Origin of the sequence: Caballeronia udeis (genome assembly GCF_044909315.1) — a bacterium.
GTDB lineage: Bacteria > Pseudomonadota > Gammaproteobacteria > Burkholderiales > Burkholderiaceae > Caballeronia > Caballeronia udeis_A.
This window is the reverse complement of the sequence record NZ_JBIYEB010000004.1, coordinates 60,381-86,384: the sequence shown is the minus strand read 5'-3', so window position 1 is coordinate 86,384 and position 26,004 is coordinate 60,381. Positions and strand designations below refer to the sequence as shown.

The following is a 26,004-nucleotide window of genomic DNA, read 5'->3' as shown; positions in this document are numbered from 1 at the left end:
TGGCTGCAACGCAGCAAATCCTGCTCGGGCGGACGTGCAGAGGCTCAGGTGAAACCACCATTTGCAACATCCAATTTTGATCTGATAGTGTCGACACTGATGTCGTACATATGCATTCGAAAGTGTAGATATAACTGCGTTACAAAACTACGCTGCACGTGTTGTCTCGTGTCGTCAATCCTAAGGAGGTGCCATGCAGATCAAGCGTTATGGAAGCGGAAAGCGGATGAGCCAGGCCGTCGTTCATGGCGGTTTCGGTTTTATTTCAGGGCAGGTCGCGGACGATCCGAGTCAGGACGTAAAGGGTCAGACGACGCAGATTCTGGCGAAGATCGACCGGTTGCTGGAGCAGATCGGCTCGGACAAAGCGCGGATTCTGACGGCGAATATCTGGCTTGCCGACTACACGAGTTTCGGCGAGATGAACCAGATCTGGGACGCATGGGTGCCCGAAGGCGACGAACCGGCGCGCGCATGCGTCGAGTCCAGGCTTGCTTTCCCTCAATATACGGTCGAAATTGGCGTGATCGTTGCTGTCTGAGCGGATCTCTCGGGCTGGATCGTCGGGGGTGTTTTTCACATCAGGACATTCTTCAAATGGACACTTTGGACAGTAACGGCAATTACCATCGGTTCGGGTTTTCCTTCGACAAAGGGATCTCGCATCGGGCGGCAATCGGCCTGGTCGTGCTGGCAACGGACCATACGATCGAATACGAGTGGCGCAAGATGCTCACCCTCGATGGCGTCGGATTCTACGAAAGCAGGATCGTGAATTCCCCCGACATAAGGCCGGAAACGCTCGCGCAAATGGACGGTCTCATTGCACCGGGTGTCACGGTGATCCGGCCAGGCGAACGCCTTGATGTAGTGGCGTTCGGCTGCACGTCGGCCTCGATGGTTCTCGGGGAAGAGAAGATCTTCGAACGCATCAGGGAAGCCCGCCCCAACGTCGCCTGCACGACGCCTATTACAGCCGCCCGCATTGGACTGAATGCGCTGGGCGCACGGCGCATTGCCCTGCTTACGCCGTACGTGCAAAAGATCAATGAATCGATGCGCGACTATCTTGGCGCGCGCGGTGTCGACGTAGTGCAAATGGGCTCCTTCGAGCATCCGAATGACAACGAGGTAGCACGTATTGACGCTGCGTCAGTTCGAGAGGCGGTGTTCGCGCTCGGCCGACACAAGGAAGTGGACGCAGTTTTTGTGTCGTGTACTTCCTTGAGGCTGGTTGATGATGTCGAAAACATTGAGAAGGTGCTTGGAAAACCCGTCATTTCGAGCAATCACGCCATGGCCTGGCACGCCCTGCGTCTGGCTGGCGTGAACGACCGGCTTCCACAGTTCGGAAAACTTTTCACCGTTTAGATTGAGCGGATTTTCACGCTGCATAGCGGTTCGATCAAGCGCATATTCGAAGGACACGCAGCTTGAGTGGATGTATCGGTATGCGCGTCAGGCGCGCCTCGTTGACGGCGCATCGGACGTCCACAAAATGGTCATCGCGCGCGGCGACGACGCGTGGGACTGGAAAGAGCAATCCGCGGTGGTGAAATCCGCAGCCAGGGAGTAAACGTGGCACTGCGCAAAGTTACCCTCGATGACAAATACGCGCTCGGTACGGGACGCATCTTCCTGACCGGCGTCCAGGCGCTGGTGCGGCTGCCTTTGATGCAGCGCCGCCGCGACGAGACCAACGGGCTTCACACCGCCGGCTACATTTCCGGATACCGCGGCTCTCCGCTCGGCACATACGATGCGGAACTGGCCAAGGCGAAGAAATTTCTCTCCGATGCCCATGTTGTGTTCGTGCCTGGTATCAACGAAGACCTTGCGGCTACTGCGGTGTGGGGCACGCAACAGGCCGAGACCGACGGAGAAGGCAAGTACGACGGGGTATTTTCGATCTGGTATGGCAAGGGTCCGGGTGTCGATCGAAGCGGTGATGCGTTCAGACATGCGAACCTGGCGGGCAGTTCGAAAAACGGCGGCGTCCTGGTCCTGATGGGCGACGATCACACATGCGAGTCGTCCACCACCTGTCACCAATCCGAATTTGCGCTGCTCGACGCGTCCATCCCTATCCTGAGTCCAAGCGGCGTACAGGAGATCCTTGACTATGGACTGTTCGGATGGGCATTGTCGCGATACTCCGGTTGCTGGGTCGGCTTGAAATGCGTCAAGGACACGGCGGATGCATCGGCTGTTATCGATGTGAATGTTGAGCGTGTCGCGCCCGTGCTTCCGGAGCGTTTCGACATGCCGCCCGGAGGCCTCAACCTCCGGCAACCGGACACGCCTCAGGAGCAGGAGTTCCGGTTGCACAACTTCAAGCTGGACGCAGTGCGCGCATTCCTGCGTGCAAACCGGCTGGATAAAGTCACGCTGGGAAATCGCAGTGCCCGGATTGGCATTGTCACGCATGGCAAGAGCTACCTCGACGTCCTGCAGGCGGTTGACGATCTCGATCTCGGCGAGACGGAACTTGCCGCAATGGGCGTGGCGATCTATAAGGTTGCGTGTACGTGGCCGCTTGAGCCCGAAGGCTTGCGCGAGTTTGCGGATGGACTCGATCTTTTGATGGTGGTGGAGGAAAAGCGCAGCCTTCTCGAATTCCAGATCAAGGACATTCTCTACCGCGCGCCCAACGCGCCGGTAGTCATCGGCAAGCACGATGAAAAGGGCAAGAAACTGTTTCCGGTCGAGATGTCGCTGAACTCGGTGCAGATCGCCGTCGCATTGGGAGAACGGCTTGCGAGTTTTTCCTCCGACGAGACGATTGCCAATCGAGTAGCTATCCTTAGTGATTTGATCAGCAAGGAATTCGCACCGGAACCGATGCTTCGCAGCTTCTACTTCTGCAGCGGATGCCCGCACAATTCTTCGACGGTTATTCCGGAGGGCAGCAAGGCGTACGCGGGGATCGGGTGCAGCTGGATGGCGCAGACAATGGAGCGCGGAACGCTTGGCTACACGCAGATGGGTGCGGAAGGGATGGCCTGGGTGGGAGAGGCGCCGTTCTCGAAACGCCCTCACATGTTCCAGAATATGGGCGACGGGACCTATTTCCATTCCGGTCTACTGTCCATTCGCGCCGCGCTCGCAGCGAACACGAACATCACGTTCAAGGTCCTGTATAACGACGCGGTTGCGATGACCGGTGGCCAACGCCACGATGGTCAGCTCAGTCCCGTGACGATCACCACGCAGGTTCACGCTGAAGGTGTCAGGCGTATTGCGGTCGTGTCCGATGACCCGTCGAAATATCCGGCCAATGCCGGCTGGGCGACCGGCGTGACGATCCATCACCGCTCCGGACTTGAGAAGGTGCAGCGGGAACTGCGGGACATTGCCGGTGTGACCGTGCTGGTCTACGACCAGACGTGCGCTGCGGAAAAGCGCCGGCGGCGCAAGCGCCAACAGTTTCCGGATCCCGCAAAACGGCTGGTGATCAACGATCTCGTTTGCGAAGGATGCGGCGACTGCGGGGTGAAATCGAACTGCGTATCGCTTGTCCCGCTCGAGACCGAGTTCGGCCGCAAGCGCGAGATCGACCAGTCTTCCTGCAACAAGGACTACTCGTGCAATAACGGTTTCTGTCCAAGCTTCGTGACCATTCACGGCGGGAAGCTTCGTAAGGCTGGAGCGGTGAAACCGGACGCGGGCCTTTTCCCCGCGCTTGGCGAACCCGGGCTTCCATCGCTTGAAAACGGGATCTTCTCGATCATCGTGACAGGGGTTGGCGGAACAGGCGTAGTGACTATCGGGGCGATCCTCGGAATGGCTGCGCATTTCGAAGGCAAGGGCTGCGGCATTCTCGACATGGCAGGGCTTGCGCAGAAGGGCGGCTCCGTGTGGTCCCATCTTCGCTTTGGGAAAGACCCTGCCGCGATCAAATCGATCCGGATTGCCACGGGAGGCGCAGATGTAGTGCTTGGCTTTGACATGGTGGTCGCCGCTAGCCGCAAGACGTTGGCGACGACTCGCCACGGCGTCACGCGGATGCTGGTCAACACGCACGAAGTCATGACGGGCGAATTTACGCGGCACCCGGATTTGAAGTTTCCCGCCGCGGATTTGCGCACGAGCCTTACCGTTGCGGTCGGCAGCGATCAAGTCGAGTTCGTCGACGCGACCAGGTATGCATTGGGCCTCTTTGGCGACACCCTGGCCGGCAACATGTTCATGCTCGGTTACGCTTATCAGCGAGGCTTGATTCCGATTGGCGCGGACGCCATTTACGCCGCGATCGAACTCAATGGCGCAGCCGTGGCTTCGAACAAGGATGCATTCCTGTGGGGGCGCCGTACCGCTCTTTCTCCCCACGCGGCAGAGAAAGTCATTGAGGCGGCGAAACAGCCGAGGGAGTCCTTAAGGATCTCGATGGCGCTTGACGAGATCATCGAGCGTCGCGTGAAGTTCCTGAGCGACTACCAGAATGCAGCTTACGGGGAGCGGTATCGTTCGCTGGTTGGCAAGGTTCGCGAGTGGGAGCACATTGTCTCGCGACGAAACGAGACGGTGACCCGCGCTGTGGCCGAGGTCTATTTCAAACTGATGGCGTACAAGGACGAGTACGAAGTTGCCCGGCTGCACTCATCGAAAGAATTTATCGAGAGCATGAAGGCGCAGTTTGAAGGTGACTTCAAGATCGCCTTCAATCTGGCGCCGCCGTTGTTGGCACGCAGGGACGGACAGACTGGCGAACCCGTCAAGCGGGAGTTCGGCGCGTGGATGTTGCCCGCATTCAGGGTGCTCGCAAAACTGAAAGTCCTCCGCGCAACGCCGTTCGATATTTTCGGCTATACCGCAGAGCGCAGGATGGAGCGCGGTTTGATCACCCGATATGAAGAGACCGTCGATCAGATCGTCACGCACGGCACCGTCCGCAATCACCAGACCGCTTTGCGCGCCGCTTCGATCGCCGGGAAAATACGCGGCTACGGGCACGTCAAGGAGCGAAACTTCCGGGCGCTGGATGAAGAGTGGCGCAGTGCGGTTGCCCAACTGTCCGGCCATGCCGTCATCGAATTGAAGCAGGTGGCCTGAGTGCGGTCATTCACTATCGGATCCCGTTCATCATGACATTTCGATTTGAACTCGCCGACAAGCTTGTTCTGGTGACTTGCGCATTCAGCGGGCTGGGACTTCATTTTTCCAGAGCGCTCGCCGCAGAAGGCTGCCGAGCAATGTGCGGCCGGCGCATCGGATCGGGCGGGGCCCTTGCAGGCACGCAGCCTGGTTTATGACGCTTATCGGGAAAACAGCTTGACGACGCCTGCGTCGACCACCTTCGCGATTTCTTCCATTCGCCAGGTGATGTGCGTTTCCGTCAGTTCGCGGCAACGCTCCACGTCGCGCGCCTCAATCGCGTCAAGAATGTCCAGATGCTCGGAGAATGCATCGTGACCGCGTTGCTCCAGGTCGACCCATCGTACGAAGTGGATCCGGGCATTAATGCCGTATAACGCGCGGACCATTTCGTTGTTCCCGGACAGGGCGACCAGCCGGACGTGGAACTCCTCATCCCTGCTGGTGAGTTCCGCCGCCGGCGCCTGGACCTTGCTCTTCATGACATCCTTCCAGAATTTCCGGAGTGCACGAATGTCCTTCAGATCGGCTCGCTCGACCGCAAGCAGAACAGCCGAAGACTCAATGCTGCGCCGTAGTTCGAAAAGATCAAAGATGTCCTGACGATGCAGTTCCCTTACGAAGAAACCGCGATTGGGAACGAAGTGGAGCAGGTTTTCAGCGACCAGGCGATTCAGCGCCTCGCGCAGGGGCGTACGGCTGACGTCGAACTTCGCTGCAAGCTCGAGTTCATTGACGCGTTCGCCCGGGCGGATGGTGTACAGAACCGCCATCTCCTTCAATTGCTCGTAGAGGTCGTTGACTGTAATGCCCGCCCGTTTTGGGGCGATGGTTTCACGCACGCGCGGACGCCGTTCTCGAACCAGTGATGAATAGTTTGCCATGTCTCGGGTGTCCTTCGGGGTGCTCACAGCGTCCCCAGACCAATATGATAGCGCGCTGCCGTTATAGCTTTTGTGGGCGCTCGCCATAAACAAATGCGACCGGTCCCGGCAGGGGACCTGCAAAGCGTTCTTCTGCCGCCGAGCACTGCAGGAGCACTGCAGGAGCACTCCAAAGCGGCCCTTTGCCGGAGTAAAGAATACACGCCTGTCGACAATAAGGCGACGCATTTAGGTCATCGGCTGCGCTGTCACGTTAGCGGAGCGGCTGGGCAAACCAGGCACGTGGCTCGGTCAGTGCGGTATCACCCAAGGCGTAACGAACTGGAAAACGAGGGTAATGCCTGCCAGCACCAGCGTAAGCAACAGGCTATGAGGAAAGGTGCGAGCGAAGACAAGCCCTTCCTTGCCGCGCAGTTCGGTTGTTGACACACCGATCGACAGGTTCTGCGGCGAGATCATTTTTCCCATCACCCCACCGGACGAGTTGGTTGCCGCGAACAGGATGGGATCGAGTCCCAACTGACGCGCGGCGACCACCTGCAGGTTACCGAACAGTGCATTGCCTGATGTGTCGCTGCCTGTGAGAAACACTGCCATCCAGCCGAGGAACGCCGAGCCAACCGGGAACGCCATGCCGATAGACGCGACGCCGAGCCCCAACGAATACGCAATGCCGGAATAATTCATCAGGTATGCGAGTGACAGGATGAATATCACGGTCGGGAACGTATAGCGTATCTGCACCCAGGTTCTTCCGATCGCCCGAATGAATTCGCGGGGAGATACGCCGGTACATACGGCCGTTGCGATGGCCGTCGCCAGCACGGCGGTCCCTGTCGACAGCGGTTGGAACGACCAGACCGCCGTATAGATCCGCTCGTAGATCGTGATGAAGACAGCGTTATGGAGGGCCGGCCAGAGAACGTTGATTTCCCCGATCCTGGACAGATCCGACAAGGTCCAGACGGTCACGATCACTGAGAGCAGCAGCCAGGGCAGCCAGACATTAAAGGCCGATGGCGCGTCTGCAGGGCGCCTCGGTTCCTTCGACACGATCGCGAATTCCTGATCGTATTCCGGTCGCCAGACGCGCAGGAACATGACGGTGACGATGAGCGAGACGACGGAGGACAGGACGTCGACGACCCCGTAGTTGATGTAGTTGGCCGCGAGAAATTGCGTGATTGAAAAACTGCCGCCCGCTACCAGCAGAAGGGGCCAAAGTGCGCGGACGGAACGGCGGCCTCCGTAGATGAACATGACGTACAAGGGCAGCAGGAACGCAAGGATCGGGAGCTGGCGTCCCATCATCGCGGCCAGTGCATTGGTAGGCAGATGCGTCACCATGCCGAGCACGGTCACCGGCAGTCCGAGTGCGCCAAACGCGACCGGAGCGGTGTCGAATATCAGGGTGATCACGACCGCGTCGAGCGGTTTCCAGCCGACGGAAATCAGCAGTGCGCTGCAGATGGCGACGGGCGTCCCCGATCCTGCGACGCCTTCGAGCAGAGCCCCGAAGCAAAAGCCGATGACAACCAGCACCACGCGTCTGTCGTCAGGCAGGCTCGACAGCAGCCACTTTCGCAGTCCGTCAAAACGGCCGGACGACACGGTTACGTTGTAGAGCAAAAGGGCGTTGAACGGTATCCACATGATCGGCCAGAGCGCGAAGGCGGTGCCTTCCAAAGCACTGCTGAACGCAAGCTTGACCGGAAACCTCCACCCGATGATGGCGACCAGAAGGCCGACGATCAGGCCCGCCAGCGAAGCTTGCCACGCGGGACGCCGCAGGACGCCAAGCAGCACCAGCACCGTGCCGACGGGCAGGATACCGACCAGGAACGAGAGCGGGAGATTGCCCGCGATTGGCGCGAGTATCTGATGAAACAGGGGGCCGGACATTCGGTTTTGTCTCCTGATTGGAATTTTGAATACTTGTTTGCCCGCATCCGCGTGCCGGGTTCGACCCGTGTTGCCGCGCAAGTCTTGCCGGGCTGCTCGCAATGTGTGTGACTCACCGTGGCTCGCGATAAGCAACGCCCCGGAGGCCAGGCCGGGGCACAACTTTCGGAGCGCGGTAAGCGATGTCAGGCGATGCGGTCGCCTTTTTTGATGACCGCGGCGCGGCTGTCGACGCCAGGCAGCATCTTGGCGGGATCCCGCGTGACAACCATGTCGAGAACCACGGGACCCCGCGTCGACAGCGCCTGCCGCAAGACGCTTTCTATTTCGTCCGGGTTTTCAACCCGGATGCCCGTGCATCCCATCGACTGAGCGACCTTGGCGAAGTTGACTTCGTTCAGGTCGGACGAGGTGTAGGAGCCGGCGCCATACACAAGGTGCTGAAGCGCTTTGACGTAGCCCGATGCGGCGTTATTGATGACGATCACGGTGAAATCCAGGTTCAGACGCTTGGCAGTTTCGAGGTCGCCGAGAACCATGCAGAAGCCGCTGTCGCCGGTCAGGCTGAGAACGGGGCGGCCCGGGGCGGCGAGTGCGACGCCGATCGCTCCCGGCAAGCCGTAGCCAATCGATGCAAAACCGCGATCCGGGACGAAACGTCTTCCGGCCTCCTTGGTGTCGAACAGCAGGCCGGCCCAATGCGCGGCAAAACCACCATCCGCCACCAGATAGCCATCGCCCGGCAGCACCTTGTTGATTTCGGTCAGGATGCGCGCGACGCTGATGGGCTTGTCGTTGGAATACAGCTTGTCAGCCACCTCCTCGCGCCACTTTTCCATGCGTTGCGGAATCTCGGCGGCATAACCGGCGTGTCGTTGCCGCATGGATTCAGCGCGCTCACCGAGTGCGGCGAGCAGGTCATCGAGACCCAGCTTCGCGTCGCCCCAGAGCATGACGTCGGGCTCAAGGGTGCGGCCGAACTCCTCCGCGACGATGTCCAGATGAATGACCGTCTTCCCGGGCGCCGGGACCGTATAGCGTTTCGTGGCGATTTCGCCGAGCTTGCATCCGACGACGAGGATGACATCGGATTCATCGATCAGCTTGTTGGCGATCCTGTCGTAACGACCAAAGAGTCCGGCGCTCAGTGGATCAATACACGGGATGGCGCCTTTGCCGGTGAGCGTATGGGCCACGGGCACATTCGTCGACCGGGCAAATGCGCTCAGCGTTTCGGCGGCACGGGAGAGATGGACACCGCCGCCCGCGAGGATGATGGGACGCCGGGCACGCGCCAGCAGCCCGGCTGCGCGCAGGACCGATTCGGCGTCCGGACGGGACCGCAATGCAGGCGCCATCTCGTAGGCCGGGTTGACCTCGAAATCCGACAGAGGGAAGTCGTAGGTGTCGTGCATCAGGTCTTCAGGAACGTCCACGACGACCGGGCCGGGACGTCCTGTTGTCGCGACAGCAAAAGCCCGGCGCATCAACTCCGGGACGCGCCTGATGGATTCAATGCGGATCAGTTCCTTGCAGAGCGGGCGCAGCGCATCGACCTGGCGGATCTCCTGGGTCATGTTCTTCCATGAATGATCCCGGTGCGTGTTGCCGATCACGCAAACCATCGGCGTGCCTGCGTTGAGGGCTTCCGCGAGACCGGTAGCCAGATTGGTCGCGCCTGGCCCCACCGTTGCGTCGGCGAGTCCGACCCGGCCGCTGACTTTTGCATAGGCATCGGCGACGAACACCGCATTGCGTTCGTCGTGAATCAGGTGGTGTGGCATTTCCAGGCGCCGCGTAGCGTCATAGAACGGCAGGACCTGGAATCCTCCCATGCCGAACATGGGGCCGCCGTTGAAAGCCTTGATGATTCGCGCGATGGCTTCTCCCGCAGACATGTTGAGGGTTTGCCGCTCTGCCGGGGCTTGAGCGGGCGTGCTGCTGGCGTTCATAGTGAATCCGCTGGTAAGTGAAAAATCAGTGAAAGATGTCGCAGGAAGATCCCCTCACGATTCGGGAAAGGCATTCGCAAAGTTCCGTTAATCGGAACTAAAGTTCCTTTAATCGAAACTCTATGTTACCTTGGGTCTGTTTTCAAGAGGGGGCGGCAGCAGGGTTTTCCCGCCTGGGGGATCGGTTGTGATGGGTTGCGACAGCCAGGCGATCCCTTGGGAGCACGGCGTAGAATCTCAGCCGGCGGGCGCGGCGCCAGCGCGGGGCACGGTTCGGCATCAAACAATAAACGGGAGGAGGGCAATGGAGGCTTCAATTTCCAAAGGACCGGCGAGTGAGGCGGGCGACAGCGGCGCGCATCAGAACATCGCAAGGACGGCACTGGTTCTTGACGCCCTGGCTATGGCGGGCAAAGGAGGGCTAAGGCTGATGGACGTCGCTCGTATTACGGAATTGAACAAGACCGTGGCGCATCGATGCCTCGCAGGACTGCTTGCCCATGGACTGGCGAGCTACGATCAGGAGAACTCCCGCTTCTTCCTGGGTGACCGGATATTCGCCTGGGCTTCGCAAGCGGCCGACCGGTTCGAGCTTTCCGGACGCGTCAGGCCCTATCTGGAGAGTCTGGCGGCCGCGCTCGAAGACACGATTTATTTCGTGATTCGCCGCGGTGATTACGCGGTCTGCTATGGCCGTGCGGAAGGGGCATTTCCGATCAAGACCCTGACCTTGAGTGTGGGCGACCGGCGACCCCTGGGCGTGGGAAGCGCCAGCTTGGCCATTGCGGCGGGATTGGCGGATGAGGAAGTCGAACGGCTCGTGCGGGAGCAGTCGCGTGAACGTGAGAAGTTCCGGTTTGGCGACGACATGCTGCGAGCAGAAGTAAAGAAGGCTCGCGGCGCCGGCTTTGCAAGCATGGACGGACACTTGATCCCGGGCATGTCCGGTGTCGCGGTCCCGATCCTGGATCCTGCGGCTCGTCCGGTCGCTTCGGTATCCGTGGCCGCGATCGCTTCCCGGCTGGAGGAGCCAAGACGAACTGAAGTCGTCGCACGATTGAAGGCCGAGGCTGCGGCTATCGAAAGGGATCTGGGTACGCTGTTGAGTGACTTGTAGGGTTCGGTAGGAGGGCTGCGAGGTGGCCGTTTTTGGCCCCTCGTGCCAAGGTGCGTTTGACGAACCGGGCGGGCGATGAATAAATGAAATCATCTCAAGTAATACATTGCTGGCGCGTGCTTGCAGCATTGCTGATAACCACTGTGTTGTTCGGATGTGCCGAGTTGTCGCCGACCAACCCGGAGGCGCAGCAGCAAAGCATGACGCTTGAGCGGCAGCAGGACGCGCAGGCCGTACGGGACACCGCAACCCCGGCAACAGGTCGCCGCGTGTGGTTTGCCGGCTTCGCCATGAGTTCAGCTTCCACCGCCTTCCAGAATGACATGGAGCTGGTCTCGAGCCGGCTCTCGGAACTGGGTGGGCCAGTGGTCAAGTACGAAGACAGCAACGGACAGCAGACAGGCCGGCTTCGTTACCCGTTCGCGACTCCGGCCACGCTTGCCGAAGCGGTACAGCACATTTCCAGCCATGCCGGACCCGACGATATTGTCGTCGTTTTCATTTCCACACACGGCAACAGGAAGATTCTCGGCGTGAATGCCGCGCACAAGGAGTTCCAGCCCATGACGGCCGGAGAACTGTCGGCCGCGCTCGCGCCCTTGGGCAAGCGGCCGACGGTCGTGATACTTTCGGCCTGTTTTGCAGGGTCGTTCCTGCCCGAGCTCCAGGGCGAGAGGCGCATCGTGATAACGGCAGCTTCGGGTGAACGGGCCTCCTTCGGGTGCCAGCCTGCCAGCCGCAATACCTTTTTCACCGAGGGACTGTTCGCGACTGACTTCGATGCGTCCAAGTCGCTGTCGCAGTTGATGGCGCAAGCCAAAGTGGAAATCGCGCGTCGGGAACACGTACTGAAGTTTCCGAACTCCGAGCCGCAGATGTCGGTCGGATTGAAGGTGCGGTGGCTGGCGGAGCGGCCTTTGAAAGACTGGTTTCAACCGGGCAATGAAATCAATGACGCGCCCCCTGTGGCCCCGCTTTCCTTACTCGGCGATGCCGGCAAAAACGCTTATCGAAAATATCAGTCTGAACCCTCTCCGCGTGCGTTCGTCATATCGAGTGGAGGCGCCGGGCAATATGCTGTTGGTACAACACCCAAAGACGCATCCCTACCTTCTGACCCTGCCGCGCGGGCGCTCGCCCTGTGCAATCGACGCGGGCTTGCGGACTGCAGGCTTTACGCCGTCGATGATCGCGTGGTCTGGTCCGAGCATTGACCTGAGCTGACGCGACCTGACCCGACGGCCACAGGTTCGTGGTTGGGCAAACCATTGTGCAAGGACAGACGTAAGTACAACGTAGCGAGGACTCGCCCGATGCGAATGACCTTGCTTCTTCATGCGTCCAGCCGTCCAGGCAGGATTCAGCGTGCTGCCGAACCATCCGGCAACCCGTACGAGTCCAGCATGTCGAGGCCCAATCGCAAGACCTCGGCGGGTGCTTCGCAGCGTCCCGCGAAATCTTTCTGGTACGCCTTGAAGGTTGGAAGCTCGGTGACGACCGCCGAATCGTCAGCGGCGAGATTCATGAAGACATGGACGAACTCGCGGCCGTTTCTAAAGAGCGCATAGGCCGCGTGGTCGGGCGTTGTTGCCCGAAGCTCGTCGAACACAGCACGCGAAAGCGCTTCGTTTTCCGCGATCTGTTCAGGTTTGATGGTGTAGCGCACCAAGGTCAGTCGTTGCATGATATTTTCCTTTCACGGTTCCGGCGCCGGTGTGCGCCGATAAACGTAAAGACGACAGCGACAAGCAAAAGGATGCGCAGCTAAAAGAATTTTTGTAGAGCCGCATCCTTTTCGGCAGCCGGAACGTCTATCCGATATTGGCGTGTTGGATCAATCGGAGGATTGCGCTTTGGATTCGGATGGACTGACTCAATTGATGGCAGCAATGCGTCCGCGTCTGCACCGGTATTGCACGCGTATGCTGGGTTCGGCTTTCGACGGCGAAGATGTCGTCCAGGAGGCGCTGTTCAATGCGGCCGCGGCATTTCCGGCCGCCGGCGAGATCCTGCGTCCGGAAAGCTGGCTGCTGGGCATTGCTCATAACGCGGCGCTGGATGCGCTGCGCCGTCGCAAGCGGCAAGGCCTTGTGGAGTCGGACGAAGCACTGGCGAATCTGGCGGACCACGCGGCCCAGGCCGATGTCAGAGTGGCTGCTGCTGCGAGCCTCGCCATGTTCCTGCATTTGTCCATCCTCCAGCGCTCATGCGTGGTGCTCGCAGATGTGCTCGGCTATTCGCTGACGGAAACGGCGGCGATTCTCTGCATCAGCGTCCCCGCGGTCAAGGCCGCGCTGCACCGGGGGCGAGGCCGGCTCAAGGAACTGGTCAACGTTTCCGACGCTGCGCTGCCGCGTCTTGCCGATGCCGATCGTGAACGGTTGCTCGCGTACGCCGAGCGCTTCAATGCCCGCGACTTCGACGCATTACGTGATCTGCTTTCCGAGGAAGTCCGCCTCGATCTCGTGAGTCGAACGCGTCTTTCAGGGCGCAAGGACGTCTCGATCTACTTCACACGTTATGCAGCGGCGCCCGATTGTTCACTCGCGCTGGGCTGGGCTGAGCATCGTCCTGTCCTGCTGGTCACCGACCCGATGGTGACCGTCACCGGCGTCGCGTATGTCATCCTGCTGGACTGGGCCGACGATCGTATTGCCGCGATCCGCGACTTCCGGTTCGCCCCTTATGTCATGGAAAGCCTCGCCGTACAGCGGCTGTGACGAGCGAGGTGTGGCCGGGCGTTCCGACATGCTCGTGAGCCCGGGACTTGCATATCGCGTCAATGGCTTGTCTCTGGTAGCGCTGAATTTGATGGATCTGGTAACAGGTGATGCTTCGGCATCACTTCATCCGTTGCGAAAGGCCGGAAGCAATATTCACTGAGCTCACTCAAAATTCCTCCGCGTTCCAGGCAAAGGCCGTGCTCTTTGCGTTGTTGCTCCATCGAAAATTAACGTCGGCCATTATTCGTGTTTTCCGACAGATGAATTCGGATCGTCTTTCTTTATCCTTTCCGCTGACGCCCCTAGCATTCACCCCATGCCTCAGAACAGGGAGACGCCCATTGCGCCGCTCCTGTCTTGCATGAACCTTAGGGAATCTTATTGATGCGCCAGCGCTCCACGAATGTTTCCCAAACAGCGCCGCGGTCCGCACGTGGCAAAGCCCTCGTTCTTATCGCGGTCATTCTGGCCTGCATCAGCTTGCCTTTAAGTCTTTCGGCAGGGCCCGCCGCGCAAACCTTCATCAGTCGTGATCTTGCAGGAGGGACCGTTGCTCTTTCCTGGATCACCAATGCCTTCATGCTCGCCTGCGGCAGTACGCTGATGGTGGCGGGCGCGCTGGCCGATCACTATGGCCGCAAGAAAATCTTCTTCATCGGCATGCTGGTCATGACGATTGTTTCGCTCCTGATGCCGCTCGCACCCAGCGTTTTGTGGCTCGACTTCCTTCGCGTTCCGCATGGCCTTGCGGCTGCTTGTTCTTATGCCGGCGGCGTGTCAATGCTGGCCCAGGAATTCGAAGGCCCGGCGCGCGTCAGGATTTTCAGTCTTATCGGCATTGCGTTTGGCGCAGGCCTGGCCTTCGGCCCGACTCTGGCCGGCATTCTGATTGCTTTTTTCAACTGGCATGCGGTTTTTCTCAGCAGTGCGCTGATCAGTTTTATCGCACTGATACTGTGCATTTTCTACATGAGGGACAGCAAGAATTCTGCGGCGCATGGTCTCGACTGGGCAGGGGCCGGTACCTTCACCTTCATGCTGACGCTCTTCACCTTCGCCGTGGTTGAAGCGCCGGTGCATGGATGGACGAGCTCGCTTGTCATGGGGCTCTTTGTGGCGAGCGCGCTGGTGCTGGTCCTTTTTGTCGTGATCGAGATGAAAGTCTTGAATCCGATGCTCGATCTCAGCCTGTTTCGCTATCCGCGCTTCGTGGGCGCGCAGCTCCTGCCGCTCGCGACCGCGTATTCCTATATTGCGCTGCTCGTTATTCTGCCGCTGCGTTTTATCGGGATTGAAGGGCTCAATGCGCTGGATGCCGGGATACTGATGCTTTATTTTTCAGCGCCGCTGCTCTTTGTCCCGTTCCTTTCGGCCATGCTGACCCGATTCATTCCGGTTGGCATTCTCTCGGGTCTGGGCATGCTCATCTCGGTCGCAGGGCTCTTTCTGCTCACCCAGGTGCCACTGGGAGATCATGGCATCCTGATGCGCGTGGACCTGCTTCTGATCGGCCTGGGTGCCGCCATTCCATGGGGCTTGATGGATAACCTCGCGGTCAGTGTTGTCCCTAGCGACAAAGCCGGGATGGCTGTCGGTATCTTCGGCGCGTTGCGGGTCTCGATTGATAGCACGGCCATGGCCATTGTGGGTTCATTGCTGGCGTTTTTCGCCCAGCAAACCCTGACCGACATCAGGCCCGATCAGAATCCGGATACCCTGGCATCGGGCGCGGCGCAACTTGCTGCCGGAACGCTGGCGAAAGCCGGATCGATCCTTTCGGGCTTCGATCATGCGCACCTTCTCCTCGCCTATGACCTTGCGTTCAAGAAGCTTCTCTGGGTCGCGATCATCCTGACCTTGGTGGCAGCCGTTCTGGTCTTTGCGCTGCTCGGGCGGGTTCGCTCCGACCACGGAGAAGTTGCAAAAGATGATGCAAAGGAGAACGAAGCGCGTCCCGTGGTATCTGTGCCGTTAGCAGAAGAGCAGGTTTAACGCAACAATGCCGGATCGATGCGGACCGAACGCGAACTGCTCAACCGCCAATGCGATAGCACCTGGCGGTTTCTTCCCCCTGATTAACCTGGCGCGTTGCGCGCTACACGACATGCGGCCAGGTCCCAAGCCGCGCATCCGACGCTCTTGAAGAAAATCGGGACATCGGGGCTGAGCTGACCTTGAATCGCTTGTGCCAAGGAACCGGCGCGGTTCCAGTCAAAGCCGGCCTGAATCAAGTCACCCGCCTCGTGCTTTGCACCCACCGGGTCATCAACAACCACGAAGCTGCCATCAACAACCTCTTTGCTGATTTCGACCGCGTCCGGAGTGAATGCACCTACGCCGATGACCAACCTACCGGCGCGAACCGCTTCGTTGTAGACAGGCTTCTTGCTCGTAGTCACGGTAACGACAACGTCGACGGACTTGGGAATATCACCTTGTAGCGCCTCGAGCCTTGGCGCGACCTCCTTTTGCCGCTCAACAAATCTTCGCGTGCTGTCGTCCGAAACGCCTTTGGCCAGGATTCGCGCGTCGGGGAAAAGTGTGGCGAAAGCTTCGACGTGATTCGACGCCTGTTTTCCCGTACCGATGACCAGGATTTCCTTGGGCGAACCATTCAGAAGCGTCATTGCGGCCAAGGCTGATACGGCCGCCGTGCGGCGTCCGGTGACGGTCGGGCCGTCAAGCACGAACAACATCTCGCCCGTGACCGGGTCGCACGCAATGACCTGTCCGTTGATGGTTGGCAAGTTGCGAGCAGTGTTGCCCGGACAGACATTCACCAGCTTATGAATCGCGATATCTTCCGCGCTCGACGGCATGGATAGCATCACGCCACCTCGCAAAGGAATGGAGAGTCGCTCCGGACTGACGATGTTGCCGGCGCCGTACTCGACGACGGTTCGCCGCAGCGTCTCTACGAGTGCGGTGTAGTCAAGCAATGAGGCAGTCTCAAGTGCATCGAAAGTCGTCTTGTCAGCGTTCATGCTGTTTCCACTGAGGTAGGAAGGGGGCGCCGCGGCGTACCGGAAAAGACCGTCAAGCCGGACATTTGGTGGATTGAATTTAAACCAATATTGGTATTGAATCAATCCATATAAATCGATAACAGGATAGATATGGATTATTTTTAAGACCAATAAACAGAGAGATCCGAGGGAAGACCCCTAAGACTGAGGCATTCGGCAAGTGGTCTTGATGACTTGCTCAAGTGGTATATTTGGAACCACCTTTCCCTTCGGCTTCGACCAAATATGGCTTCCGCACTAGCCGAGTTCTCTCGGAACTTCCGTCCGCTTCAGATTTACGAGCAGGTATCTGAAAAGATCCGGGCCGAAATCCGCGCGGGACGGTTTATGCCCGACGCGCGCCTGCCCTCGGAGCGCGAACTTGCATCACTTTTCGGAGTAGGGCGGCCGGCTGTACGAGAAGCAATCGGAGCCCTTCAGAACGAAGGGCTCGTCATCACACGCAGAAACTCGGGCACATACGTCGTGAGCAATGCGCCCGACGTCCTCGCCAGGAGCGTGGAGATCGCGCAAACACCGGATGGTCAACTGCAGTCCGACTACAGCCCCTCAGCGACACTGGACGTTCGTCTGATACTGGAGCCCGCAATAGCGCGCCGCGCTGCTGCAATTAGAAAGCGCGACAAGCTTGCAGAGCACTATCTGTCGCAGATGGAAACGCTCACGGACGTGTCCGACCCGGAACAACGCGCGCTGTGGAACAACAGCGATCGTCTTTTTCATCGGCAACTTGCCCAGATGACCGGCGACGCGTTGTTGGCAAGAATCGCAGATGAAATTGCGGAGACAATGGACCAGTCGTTGTGGAAGCGGATAAAGGACGATGGGATATTCGACCCGCAACGCATCCGTCTCTACGTCGCGGAACATCGGCTTATTTATGAGGCAATCATTACGGGCGATGCAGATGCGGCAGCGTTTTACGTCGAACAGCATATCCATCGTGTGAAGCGGGACATCACGCCAACGTAATTGCCAGGCCATGAGGCAATGAGGCAATCAGCCAATGAGGGCGGTTCTGCGGGTCACCGAACAAGATTTGCCCATTGCCACGCGATACAGCGTCAACCGGGTTACAGCGAAAATCGACTTGCAACTTGAATAGGTATCCTAGACCCGGAGGGCAACCCAGGTCACTCAACGCGTGCGCAGTGCCTGGCGAGAGTCAAGATAGACTCTCGCTCCGCCTTCTCCGCCGACGGCCTCAATACGCAAGGGGCCTGACGCGGAAACGACTTCGTCAAAAGCGGCTGCTTCCAGGCAGACAACCGGTACGTCGAGGTTGTAGAGTTCGGCCGCGACAATTGCACCAATCGAGATGATGAGGTCCCGTTCCCTGAGCACAATGCCTACTGGGCCCGTGCCATTGCGAATGGCTTCAGCGAGCACGCTGCTGCTCGAACTCGAGCCTTTTGCGTGGGCCATCACCATGATCTTGCTCGTGAGGCTATGGCCGACCAGCGGATGAGTGCGGTCGATAATCTCGCCCGCTTGCGAGTCGTAGCCTCCCCAGAAACTCAGGGGTTTGCCGAGCACAATCTTTTCAGCCTGCACGGCGCCTGCCACCAGTACGTCGCCGGTCAGAACCCGGCCGGCCGTTGCCGCTTTCGCGGAGCCCGAAACGACCTCGGAATTGTTAGTCATTGAAACGTACCTTCCCGTCAAAAGCCGATTGCACGCATTCGTTCATGCTGCCGTACGCCACGGTCACGCCAATGTTCGCCGGCGCGTACGACGCCCATTTTCCTGAGTTGGTCATCACGAGCCCGGTCAGTTTCTTCATGACGGGCGTGATGTAGGTGCAGGTATCGACAACAATCTGAATGCCTCGCTCTTCGAACTTGCGCGCAAGACCCAGCTCATCCAGTTGCCAGAGAATGAAGCGGCTTGTATTCACGTAGAAATCTGTCTTGGGCTGACCCTCGAACCGGTCGAGGATGTCCGCCAGCCGCTGAAACTCTGACACCGAGAAGTGAGGCGTACCCAGCGAGACCGCGACCAGTTCGTCGCCTTCGCGGCCGCTGTTCAGACTCCGCCTGATTTCGTTGAGCTCGGAAAGGGAGACGTCGACTGTCTTCAAAGGGGTATGTCCCTGCAGCGCGGCTGCAAGCGTCGGCGCTTCGGGTGTAATGCCCACAGCGTGAAAGAGCGCAACCGCGCCGCTGGACGCTGCCGCGGCGCCCAACGCCTTGAGTTCGTCTTCGCTTGTGTCGCCCGGCAGGCCAACCAGCACAGGAACGATCGCACCGGCAAGCTTGCCCACCAGAAGCCCGAGCGCCGCGAAGTAGATGTCGCGTGACGGCCAGCTTGCAAAGTCCTCGACGTTGAAAACAATCTGACCCGCGCGGTTTGCCTCAACGTGCAGCCCCGCATAGGGCGCGCGTCCTGTGATGGCTGCCGCCAGATCAAGAAAATCGCCATAGCGGCTGGTTCGTGCTCCGAGAACCGAGTTCGCGAAGACAATCGCATTGGATTCGGCCCAGGCGATTTGTTCTCCCTTTGCAGGCCTGTTCTTCAACTGGTACGGCGCGCAGGTGAAGCTCGACTCGCAGCCCAGCTCAATATGAGCATCCATCAGCCTCTGCGCATCTCGCTGAATCGAGCGGTCACCGTGATAAAGCTCAGGATGAATCAAATCGAGTGAGCCGACGTTCAGGGTGGTAGGCACCGCCACCCTGGCTCCCGCTGCGACGAACAGTTCGACGAAGTCGAGGCTGGTTTGTCCGTGGTAAAGACAGCCATCGATATGCGCCGAGGTGATGTCAATCAGATGCGGCGCGGACATGACGTCAGCGGTGCGGGTAACTATTCGCATCGCCCGTGCCGCTCCCTGCCCAAGCTCGCCATTCAACATCGCCTTATCGCGCTCGCTTAACTGCAACATCGGGTGTTCCTCATAAGTCGCAATGGGACTTCGTGCCGAAGCATCTGGGCGCAAATGTACAACTGGAACGAAAAACTGTCCATACTGGTAATTATAAAACCCAATTCTTTAGGGTTGCACGGCGCCATTGCAAGAGCAGCAGGCCTCCAGCGTACTTCATTGGCTTCAATGCACACCAATCGAGGGCATCTGGGGCGGTTCGCCTCAGATGGGCGTGTGGGCGGCCGCGAGTAGTTTGCAGCATCCAATCAAAAACGCTTTCGTCCTGGGGTATACCCTGACAAAGAAGTGGTTCTTAAATATATCCAATAATTTTGAGATTTGGTACGCTGTGGTTCGTGAAAGGCGCAGAATCGCAGCTAAAGCGGCACGCCATCGCATCTTCTGCCCGAAAATCAACCACCGAACAGGTAGCCTGGTTGCTGCGGCACCCAATCGGATCGCGGCCTGAGTAGACCAACCGGAGAGTTCTGCGTGAACACCACCAAAACGACCGCCAACATGGCGATGGCCGTCGGCAAGGCCGACAAGGGTAAAGCCGTCGCCGCCACGGTAATCGGCACAGCGCTGGAGGTTTTTGACTTCTCCAGCTACAGCTTCTTCTCGGTGACTATCGGGAAGCTGTTTTTCCCGACTCACGACCCGGTGCTCTCGCTGTTGCTCGCGGCGCTTACATTCGGCGTCGGCTTCTTCATACGGCCGCTTGGCGGCATTGTCCTGGGTATCTATGGCGACCGGGTTGGCCGCAAGCAAGCCCTGTCCCTCTCGATCATGCTGATGGCACTCGGAATTGCCATCGTGGCATGCGCGCCTACGTACCAGCAGATTGGCGTCGGCGCCACGGTCCTGCTTGTGGTGGGGCGCCTTATCCAGGGCTTCGCGCATGGCGGCGAAATGGGCACGGCCGCAACGTTTCTCTCCGAGTATGCTCCCGCAAACTCTCGCGGCCTCTACGCCAGCTATATCCAGTCGAGCATTGGTTTTGCCGTGCTTGCCGGGGCTGGCGTCGGCGTTTTCATTTCTTCCGAACTGAGCCAGGAAGCGCTGGAATCCTGGGGCTGGCGCATCCCCTTCGCGCTGGGTCTCCTGATCGGACCGGTCGGCTGGTTCATCCGTCGCGGGCTCGACGAGACGCCAACCTTCAAGCACACGGCCAAGTCGAACACGCCGCTGCGTGAGGTGATCCGCGATTATCCGCGGCAAACATTCTCGACCATCTCGCTCGTCATCCTGTGGACCGTGTGCACCTATGTGCTGCTGTATTACATGCCGACTTTCGTCGTGAAGTCACTGGGATTGCCACAGGGTCTCGGCTTCCGGGCAGGGCTCATTGGCGGGGCGGTCATCCTGGTTGCATCGCCCATGTTCGGGTGGCTGTCGGATCGCATCGGACGCCGGTTTATTGTTGCAAGTTCGGCACTGCTGATTGGTGTGCTCGCGTTTCCGATGTTCGCCTACATTGTCCGCAGTCCGTCGCTGACCTCGCTCGTTCTCTTCCAACTCGTTTTTGGCGTGCTCATCTCGGCATACACGGCGCCGATTCTCGCTGTCTTCGCCGAGATGTTTCCAAGCCGCGTGCGCTCTACCGGACTCTCGCTCGCTTACAACGTCGCAGTGACAATCTTTGGCGGCTTTGCGACGTTTGTCATCACGCTTCTTATCGCCTGGTCGGGCAGCAAGTTGGCGCCGGCCGGATATGTCGCCTTCGCGGCATTGCTGAGCTTCCTTGGCGCGGTGGTCTACCCCAAACCCGTGGACGACTTCTGACACCACTTGGGCCGCGCGCGGCCACACAGATTCTCGCAGCGTGAAAACCCGTCGGGGCCGGAATTTTCGGCTTCGACGTTTCGCATTTTTAGAAGAGGAAACGATGCTTACACTTTTGAAGAACGGCCGGATTGTCGACGTCAACCATAACGAAGACGACCAGCTTTACGATGTCCTGATCGAGGACGGGGTTATCCGGGAGGTCGCGGCAAATATCAAGGTCGACTCGGACGCGACCGTCCTGGACATCAAGGGCAAGACCTTGATGCCGGGACTGATTGATTGCCATGTCCACGTCATGGCGAGCATGGCCAATCTTGGAACGAATGCGAAGCTTCCCAACGCGTTCGCGTTGTTCCGCGCCATACCCATTCTGCGGGGAATGCTGGAGCGAGGCTTCACAAGCGTTCGCGATGCGGGCGGCGCGGATTACGCGCTTGCCCAGGCGGTGGAAACCGGGCTTGCTGAAGGCCCGCGTCTTTTCACGTCGGGAAAGGCGCTCTCCCAGACCGGCGGTCACGCGGACTTTCGTGTCAGGCTCGATCATGGCCCCGACAACTGTCCCTGTTCGCAGTACTACGGTGCGATCGGTCGCATTGTGGATGGGGTAGACGACATCCGCCGGGCGATCCGGCAAGAAATCCGTCAAGGCGCAACGCAAATCAAAATCATGGCGTCGGGCGGCGTTTCGTCTCCGAATGACCCGATCGGCAATCTGCAATTCTCCGAGGACGAGATTCGCGCCGCCGTCGCGGAGGCTCGTCAACACCAGACCTACGTCATGGCGCATGCGTACACGGCCCAGGCAATCAAGCGCGCTGTCGAACTCGGCGTTCGCACGATCGAGCACGGCAACCTCGTCGACGACGATGCTGCCAGCGTGATGGCGGAACGAGGCGCCTTCGTCGTGCCGACCTTGATTACCTACGAGGCCTGCAGAACCGATGGCGCCGAAGCTGGTTTTCCGCCGGACTCTCTTGTGAAGAACGCCGCAGTGCTGCAAAAGGGCCTGGACTCGCTGGAAATCTATAAGCGCCACAAGGTCAGGATGGCGTACGGCTCCGACCTGCTGGGTTCGATGCATCAACGCCAGAGCGAAGAGCTCATGCTGCGTACACGCGCATTTTCCGCCTACGAAGTGATCTGCCAGGCGACGTCTGTAGCGGCAGAAGTCCTGAACAAGACGGGCGAACTGGGCGTAGTGGCCGCTGGTGCCATCGCCGACCTGCTGGTGGTGGATGGTGATCCGTTGAAGAACATGGGCCTCCTGGGTGAGCAAGGGCGCCATCTGGACCTCATCATGAAGCAGGGCCAGATTTTCAAGAACCGCCTTGCTGCCTGAAATTTCAAGGCCAAACCTCCTGAGCCGCAGCCCAATGAGCGAACGCCTGGCGCGATCGTCCGGCTGCGAGCGACGGAGGGCCAAGGGAAATCCCGGGTAACAGGGTACGGCGCAAGTTGCATACAATAAATTAACAAACCGCCGTTTAAGTCGCGTAATCCCTGTTGACGAACTAATTTTGCATACAACCGAGCTGATCCCATCCGTTGGCAAGTCCGCGGACGACGTCTATTCAGCGATCAAGCAAGCGATCGGCGAGACGCGTTACGCGCCCGGTGAGTACCTCCGAGAGGAACAACTCGCGCGTGGGCTGGGCGTGAGCCGCACACCCGTGCGTGAGGCCTTCCGCCGCCTCGGCGCGGAAGGCTGGCTCGAGGTCAAACCCAATCACGGCGTACGCGTCAGAAGCTGGTCCATCCGCGATGTCGAGGAGATCTTCGAGGCTCGGATGCTCATCGAGCCTTATCTGGCTGGGCGTGCCGCGACAGGAATCGCCGCTCCGGAGCTACTGACCCTTCGCGGGTTGGCGGACGAAATGCTCGAGATCGCGAAGAATCCGGTCACGCCTGAATGCGCGGATCGATGGTTCGCAGCCAACCGGCGCTTCCACGACATCATCAGCGGGGCAGCGGGAAACCAGCGCCTCGATCAGTCGCTCAGGTCCATGAAGGACGTGCCGCTCATCAAGTGGACGTTCAATATCTACAGCGACGACGACCGGGCGCGCAGCGCGCGCCAGCACGTCGAGATTGTCGAGGCGTTGGAAAGCCGTGACGCCGTATGGGCCGAAGCCGTCATGACATGCCACATTCGCGCCGCGCAGAAATCGGTAGTCGAGAAATTCAGGCAGGAGCCCAGCCAGCCCTGAAGCCGTTTCGGGAATAACCCGGAAATCAGCCGCAAAGAGAAGACCATCGGAGACAGAACATGTTGAGCACCGTACATGCCGGCGCACGGCTGGACCGATTACCCACCTCCCGTTTTCATCGGCGGATTCTCTGGCTGATCGGTGGCGGCATGTTCCTGGACTCCTTCGATATCTATCTCGCCGGCGGCGTGCTGGGAGCGCTCTCGCGCAGCGGCTGGTCCACGATGCAACTCAACGCCGCGTTCCTGTCGTCCACCTTTGTCGGGATGCTGATCGGCGCATTCACAGCCGGCATTCTTGGCGACGCCAAAGGTCGTAAGTTCACCTATCAGTTCAACCTGGCCATCTTCGGGCTGGCTTCCATCGCCGGTGCGCTCGCACCCAGCATGAACTGGCTGATCGTCTGCCGCTTTTTCATGGGACTTGGGCTGGGGGCCGAGATCGTTGTCGGCTACGGGTCGATCGGTGAGTTTATACCGCCGGCCGTGCGGGGAAAGTGGTCCGCCTATCTGTCGCTGATCACCAATTCCGCGCTGTTCTTTTCGACCTTCCTGGGATACCTGATCATTCCGGCAATCGGCTGGCGGGCGATGTTCGCCATTGTCGGCGCGGGAGCGCTCGTCATTTGGGTCGTGCGGAAAAAGATGCCCGAATCGCCGCGCTGGCTGGAATCGAAAGGCAGATTCGCGGAAGCTGAAGCGATTCTTGCGGGCATCGAGGGAGAGACAGCACAGGGCCGCGCGTTACCGCCGGTTGTCGATGCGCCGCCCGTGGTGGCGCGCGTCACCAGTCTAGGCAGCCTGTTCAGGCGTTCCCTGATCCGCAGGACACTGCTGTCGATTTGCGTCCAGGTGGGAGTCAATGTGGTGATCTACGGTTTCATTGTCTGGGTGCCCACGTTTCTCATCAAACAGGGACTGGGCATGGCGTCGTCGCTGGGCTATACGACGTTGATGTCGCTGGGCGGACCTGCCGGTGCGCTGGTGGGCGTGCTGATTGCCGACAAGGTTGGGCGCAAGAACGGGCTGATTGGCGTTGCGTTGATTGCCGCGATTGTCGGATGGCTCTACGGCCACTCATCGAGCGTCGAAATGGCCACGCTCCTCGGCTTCGCGCTTTTCACGCTGACGTACCTGATGGTCGCCCTTGGGATCGCCACTTACATACCCGAATTGTTCGCCACGGAAAACCGCATGCGCGCCACGGGCATCGCGGGCTCGGCCGGACGTCTCGCCGGCATAGCGGCACCGCAGATTGTCGTGCTGATGTACGCCAGCGGGGGAATCAAAGATGTGCTCTGGGTCATTATCGGCACATTGCTGGTCATGGCCGCCGTGCTGGCCTTGTTCGGCGTTGAAACGAACCAGCGCTCGCTCGAAGAAATTTCACAGCAGGAAGACGAAGCTGTTCCCGCTCCGCTGACGGGGCACGAAGTCCCGCGCGAGCAACACCGCTAACCCTGGAAGATCGATCATGACAAGCAACATGAAAAGACGTGCCCTGAAAGACAAGCTCTCCGCCAACGATATTGTGGTGGCGCCGGGTGTATTCGACATGATCTCCGTGCGGCTCGCCGACACGATGAACTTCGATTGCCTGTATATGACGGGCTTTGGAACGGTTGCTTCTTATCTCGGCGTACCGGATGCGGGCATTGCAACCTACACGGACATGCTTAACCGGGTGACCGCGTTTTGTGCCGCGAGCAACACACCGGTCATCTGCGACGGCGACACCGGTTATGGGGGACTGCTAAACGTTGCCACCACCGTCCGCGGGTATGAACATGCCGGCGCCGCCGGGATCCAGCTGGAGGATCAGGAGTTTCCAAAAAAGTGCGGCCATACGCCCGGCAGACGCGTGATCGCCGCCGAAGACATGGTCAAGAAGATCCAGGTGGCAACAGAGGCGCGCCAGGATCCCGATTTCCAGATTGTCGCCCGGACCGACGCGCGTACATCGTTAGGACTCGATGAAGCCTTGCGTCGCGGGGAAGCCTATGTGAAAGCGGGCGCCGATGTGCTGTTTATAGAGTCACCGGAAAGCGTCGAGGAACTGGAGCGAATCGGGAAGTCGTTTGACGTTCCGTTGCTCGTGAATATTGTTGAAGGTGGCCGCACGCCGCAATTGACACCCGCGGAACTCCAGGCACTCGGCTTTTCAATCGCCATATATCCCGCGTCCGGCTTTCTCGCGGTCGCAAAGGCGCTCGAGCGTGTCTACGACGAGATCAAGGCGCTCAAAGGGACCATCCCCTCGCAGGCGGACATGTATTCGTTCGCAAAAATGTGCGACCTGATGGGATTCCCGGCAGTGTGGGATTTCGATAAGAAGTACGCGGAGTAAAGAGAGGAGGGAGGGGAGGGGGAAATAGCTGGCTGGCAATCTCACTTACTGCGAAATAACTGACGAGAGGTCCGGTTGAACCCTCTCTCCACCTTAAAA

20 protein-coding genes are annotated in these 26,004 nt (G+C 59.3%); 13 read left to right on the top strand and 7 right to left on the bottom strand.

Features of this window, described 5'->3' with window-relative positions:
• The first annotated feature begins 193 nt into the window (after positions 1-193).
• The 3 genes from ABH944_RS07820 (at position 194) to ABH944_RS07810 (ending at position 5,052) form a co-directional block, all read left to right on the top strand.
• The gene (locus tag ABH944_RS07820; RefSeq protein WP_404605861.1) at positions 194-541 is read left to right on the top strand and encodes a RidA family protein; all 348 of its coding nucleotides are present in this window, start codon (positions 194-196) and stop codon (positions 539-541) included.
• Positions 542-597: 56 nt separating this feature from the next.
• The gene (locus ABH944_RS07815; RefSeq protein WP_404605863.1) at positions 598-1,371 is read left to right on the top strand and encodes a maleate cis-trans isomerase family protein; all 774 of its coding nucleotides are present in this window, start codon (positions 598-600) and stop codon (positions 1,369-1,371) included.
• Positions 1,372-1,578: 207 nt separating this feature from the next.
• A complete protein-coding gene (locus tag ABH944_RS07810; RefSeq protein WP_404605864.1) occupies positions 1,579-5,052 on the top strand; it encodes an indolepyruvate ferredoxin oxidoreductase family protein in 3,474 nt (1,157 codons plus the stop codon).
• Positions 5,053-5,255: 203 nt separating this feature from the next.
• Here ABH944_RS07810 and ABH944_RS07805 read toward each other — a convergent pair whose 3' ends face one another.
• From ABH944_RS07805 to ABH944_RS07795, 3 genes are all read right to left on the bottom strand, one after another.
• Positions 5,256-5,978 (bottom strand): GntR family transcriptional regulator, encoded by a 723-nt coding sequence (locus ABH944_RS07805; protein WP_404605865.1) that lies wholly within the window; start codon positions 5,976-5,978, stop codon positions 5,256-5,258.
• Between the two features lie 291 nt (positions 5,979-6,269).
• Complete coding sequence (locus tag ABH944_RS07800; RefSeq protein ID WP_404605867.1) at positions 6,270-7,880, bottom strand: L-lactate permease; 1,611 nt, start codon at positions 7,878-7,880, stop codon at positions 6,270-6,272.
• A gap of 185 nt (positions 7,881-8,065) precedes the next feature.
• Positions 8,066-9,832 carry a thiamine pyrophosphate-binding protein gene (locus tag ABH944_RS07795; protein WP_404605869.1) on the bottom strand — a complete coding sequence of 589 codons (1,767 nt, stop codon included), beginning with the start codon at positions 9,830-9,832 and terminating at the stop codon, positions 8,066-8,068.
• Between the two features lie 304 nt (positions 9,833-10,136).
• Here ABH944_RS07795 and ABH944_RS07790 point away from each other — a divergent pair, with 304 nt between their 5' ends.
• Both ABH944_RS07790 and ABH944_RS07785 read left to right on the top strand, forming a co-directional pair.
• Positions 10,137-10,949, top strand: coding sequence for an IclR family transcriptional regulator (locus ABH944_RS07790; RefSeq protein WP_404605870.1), 813 nt, complete (start codon positions 10,137-10,139; stop codon positions 10,947-10,949).
• An 83-nt stretch (positions 10,950-11,032) separates the two neighbouring features.
• Positions 11,033-12,163, top strand: coding sequence for a C13 family peptidase (locus ABH944_RS07785; protein WP_404605872.1), 1,131 nt, complete (start codon positions 11,033-11,035; stop codon positions 12,161-12,163).
• A gap of 146 nt (positions 12,164-12,309) precedes the next feature.
• Here ABH944_RS07785 and ABH944_RS07780 read toward each other — a convergent pair whose 3' ends face one another.
• The gene (locus ABH944_RS07780; protein ID WP_404605874.1) at positions 12,310-12,633 is read right to left on the bottom strand and encodes a hypothetical protein; all 324 of its coding nucleotides are present in this window, start codon (positions 12,631-12,633) and stop codon (positions 12,310-12,312) included.
• A gap of 196 nt (positions 12,634-12,829) precedes the next feature.
• Between ABH944_RS07780 and ABH944_RS07775 the strand changes: the two genes are divergently transcribed.
• Both ABH944_RS07775 and ABH944_RS07770 read left to right on the top strand, forming a co-directional pair.
• Positions 12,830-13,669 carry a sigma-70 family RNA polymerase sigma factor gene (locus tag ABH944_RS07775; protein ID WP_404605876.1) on the top strand — a complete coding sequence of 280 codons (840 nt, stop codon included), beginning with the start codon at positions 12,830-12,832 and terminating at the stop codon, positions 13,667-13,669.
• A 387-nt stretch (positions 13,670-14,056) separates the two neighbouring features.
• Entirely contained in the window at positions 14,057-15,664 is a 1,608-nt protein-coding gene (locus tag ABH944_RS07770; RefSeq protein WP_404605878.1) for an MFS transporter, read from the top strand.
• An 83-nt stretch (positions 15,665-15,747) separates the two neighbouring features.
• Here the strand turns inward: ABH944_RS07770 and lhpI are convergent, their stop codons facing one another.
• Positions 15,748-16,656, bottom strand: coding sequence for a bifunctional Delta(1)-pyrroline-2-carboxylate/Delta(1)-piperideine-2-carboxylate reductase (lhpI, locus tag ABH944_RS07765; RefSeq protein ID WP_404605880.1), 909 nt, complete (start codon positions 16,654-16,656; stop codon positions 15,748-15,750).
• 267 nt (positions 16,657-16,923) lie between these two features.
• On the opposite strand from lhpI, the gene ABH944_RS07760 reads away from it, so the two are divergent.
• A complete protein-coding gene (locus tag ABH944_RS07760) occupies positions 16,924-17,670 on the top strand; it encodes a FadR/GntR family transcriptional regulator (protein ID WP_404605882.1) in 747 nt (248 codons plus the stop codon).
• 165 nt (positions 17,671-17,835) lie between these two features.
• Here ABH944_RS07760 and ABH944_RS07755 read toward each other — a convergent pair whose 3' ends face one another.
• Complete coding sequence (locus tag ABH944_RS07755; RefSeq protein ID WP_404605884.1) at positions 17,836-18,342, bottom strand: aconitase X swivel domain-containing protein; 507 nt, start codon at positions 18,340-18,342, stop codon at positions 17,836-17,838.
• The gene (locus tag ABH944_RS07750) at positions 18,335-19,582 is read right to left on the bottom strand and encodes an aconitase X (protein ID WP_404605886.1); all 1,248 of its coding nucleotides are present in this window, start codon (positions 19,580-19,582) and stop codon (positions 18,335-18,337) included. The genes ABH944_RS07755 and ABH944_RS07750 overlap by 8 nt, the downstream gene beginning before the upstream one ends.
• A gap of 501 nt (positions 19,583-20,083) precedes the next feature.
• Between ABH944_RS07750 and ABH944_RS07745 the strand changes: the two genes are divergently transcribed.
• The 5 genes from ABH944_RS07745 (at position 20,084) to ABH944_RS07725 (ending at position 25,905) form a co-directional block, all read left to right on the top strand.
• Positions 20,084-21,349, top strand: a complete 1,266-nt coding sequence (locus ABH944_RS07745) for an MFS transporter (RefSeq protein WP_404606008.1) — start codon at positions 20,084-20,086, stop codon at positions 21,347-21,349.
• Positions 21,350-21,452: 103 nt separating this feature from the next.
• Positions 21,453-22,691 carry a metal-dependent hydrolase family protein gene (locus tag ABH944_RS07740; RefSeq protein ID WP_404605888.1) on the top strand — a complete coding sequence of 413 codons (1,239 nt, stop codon included), beginning with the start codon at positions 21,453-21,455 and terminating at the stop codon, positions 22,689-22,691.
• Between the two features lie 178 nt (positions 22,692-22,869).
• Positions 22,870-23,559, top strand: a complete 690-nt coding sequence (locus tag ABH944_RS07735; protein WP_404605890.1) for a GntR family transcriptional regulator — start codon at positions 22,870-22,872, stop codon at positions 23,557-23,559.
• A 59-nt stretch (positions 23,560-23,618) separates the two neighbouring features.
• Positions 23,619-25,016, top strand: coding sequence for an MFS transporter (locus tag ABH944_RS07730; RefSeq protein WP_404605892.1), 1,398 nt, complete (start codon positions 23,619-23,621; stop codon positions 25,014-25,016).
• 28 nt (positions 25,017-25,044) lie between these two features.
• Positions 25,045-25,905, top strand: a complete 861-nt coding sequence (locus ABH944_RS07725) for an isocitrate lyase/PEP mutase family protein (protein WP_404605894.1) — start codon at positions 25,045-25,047, stop codon at positions 25,903-25,905.
• Positions 25,906-26,004 lie beyond the last annotated feature (99 nt).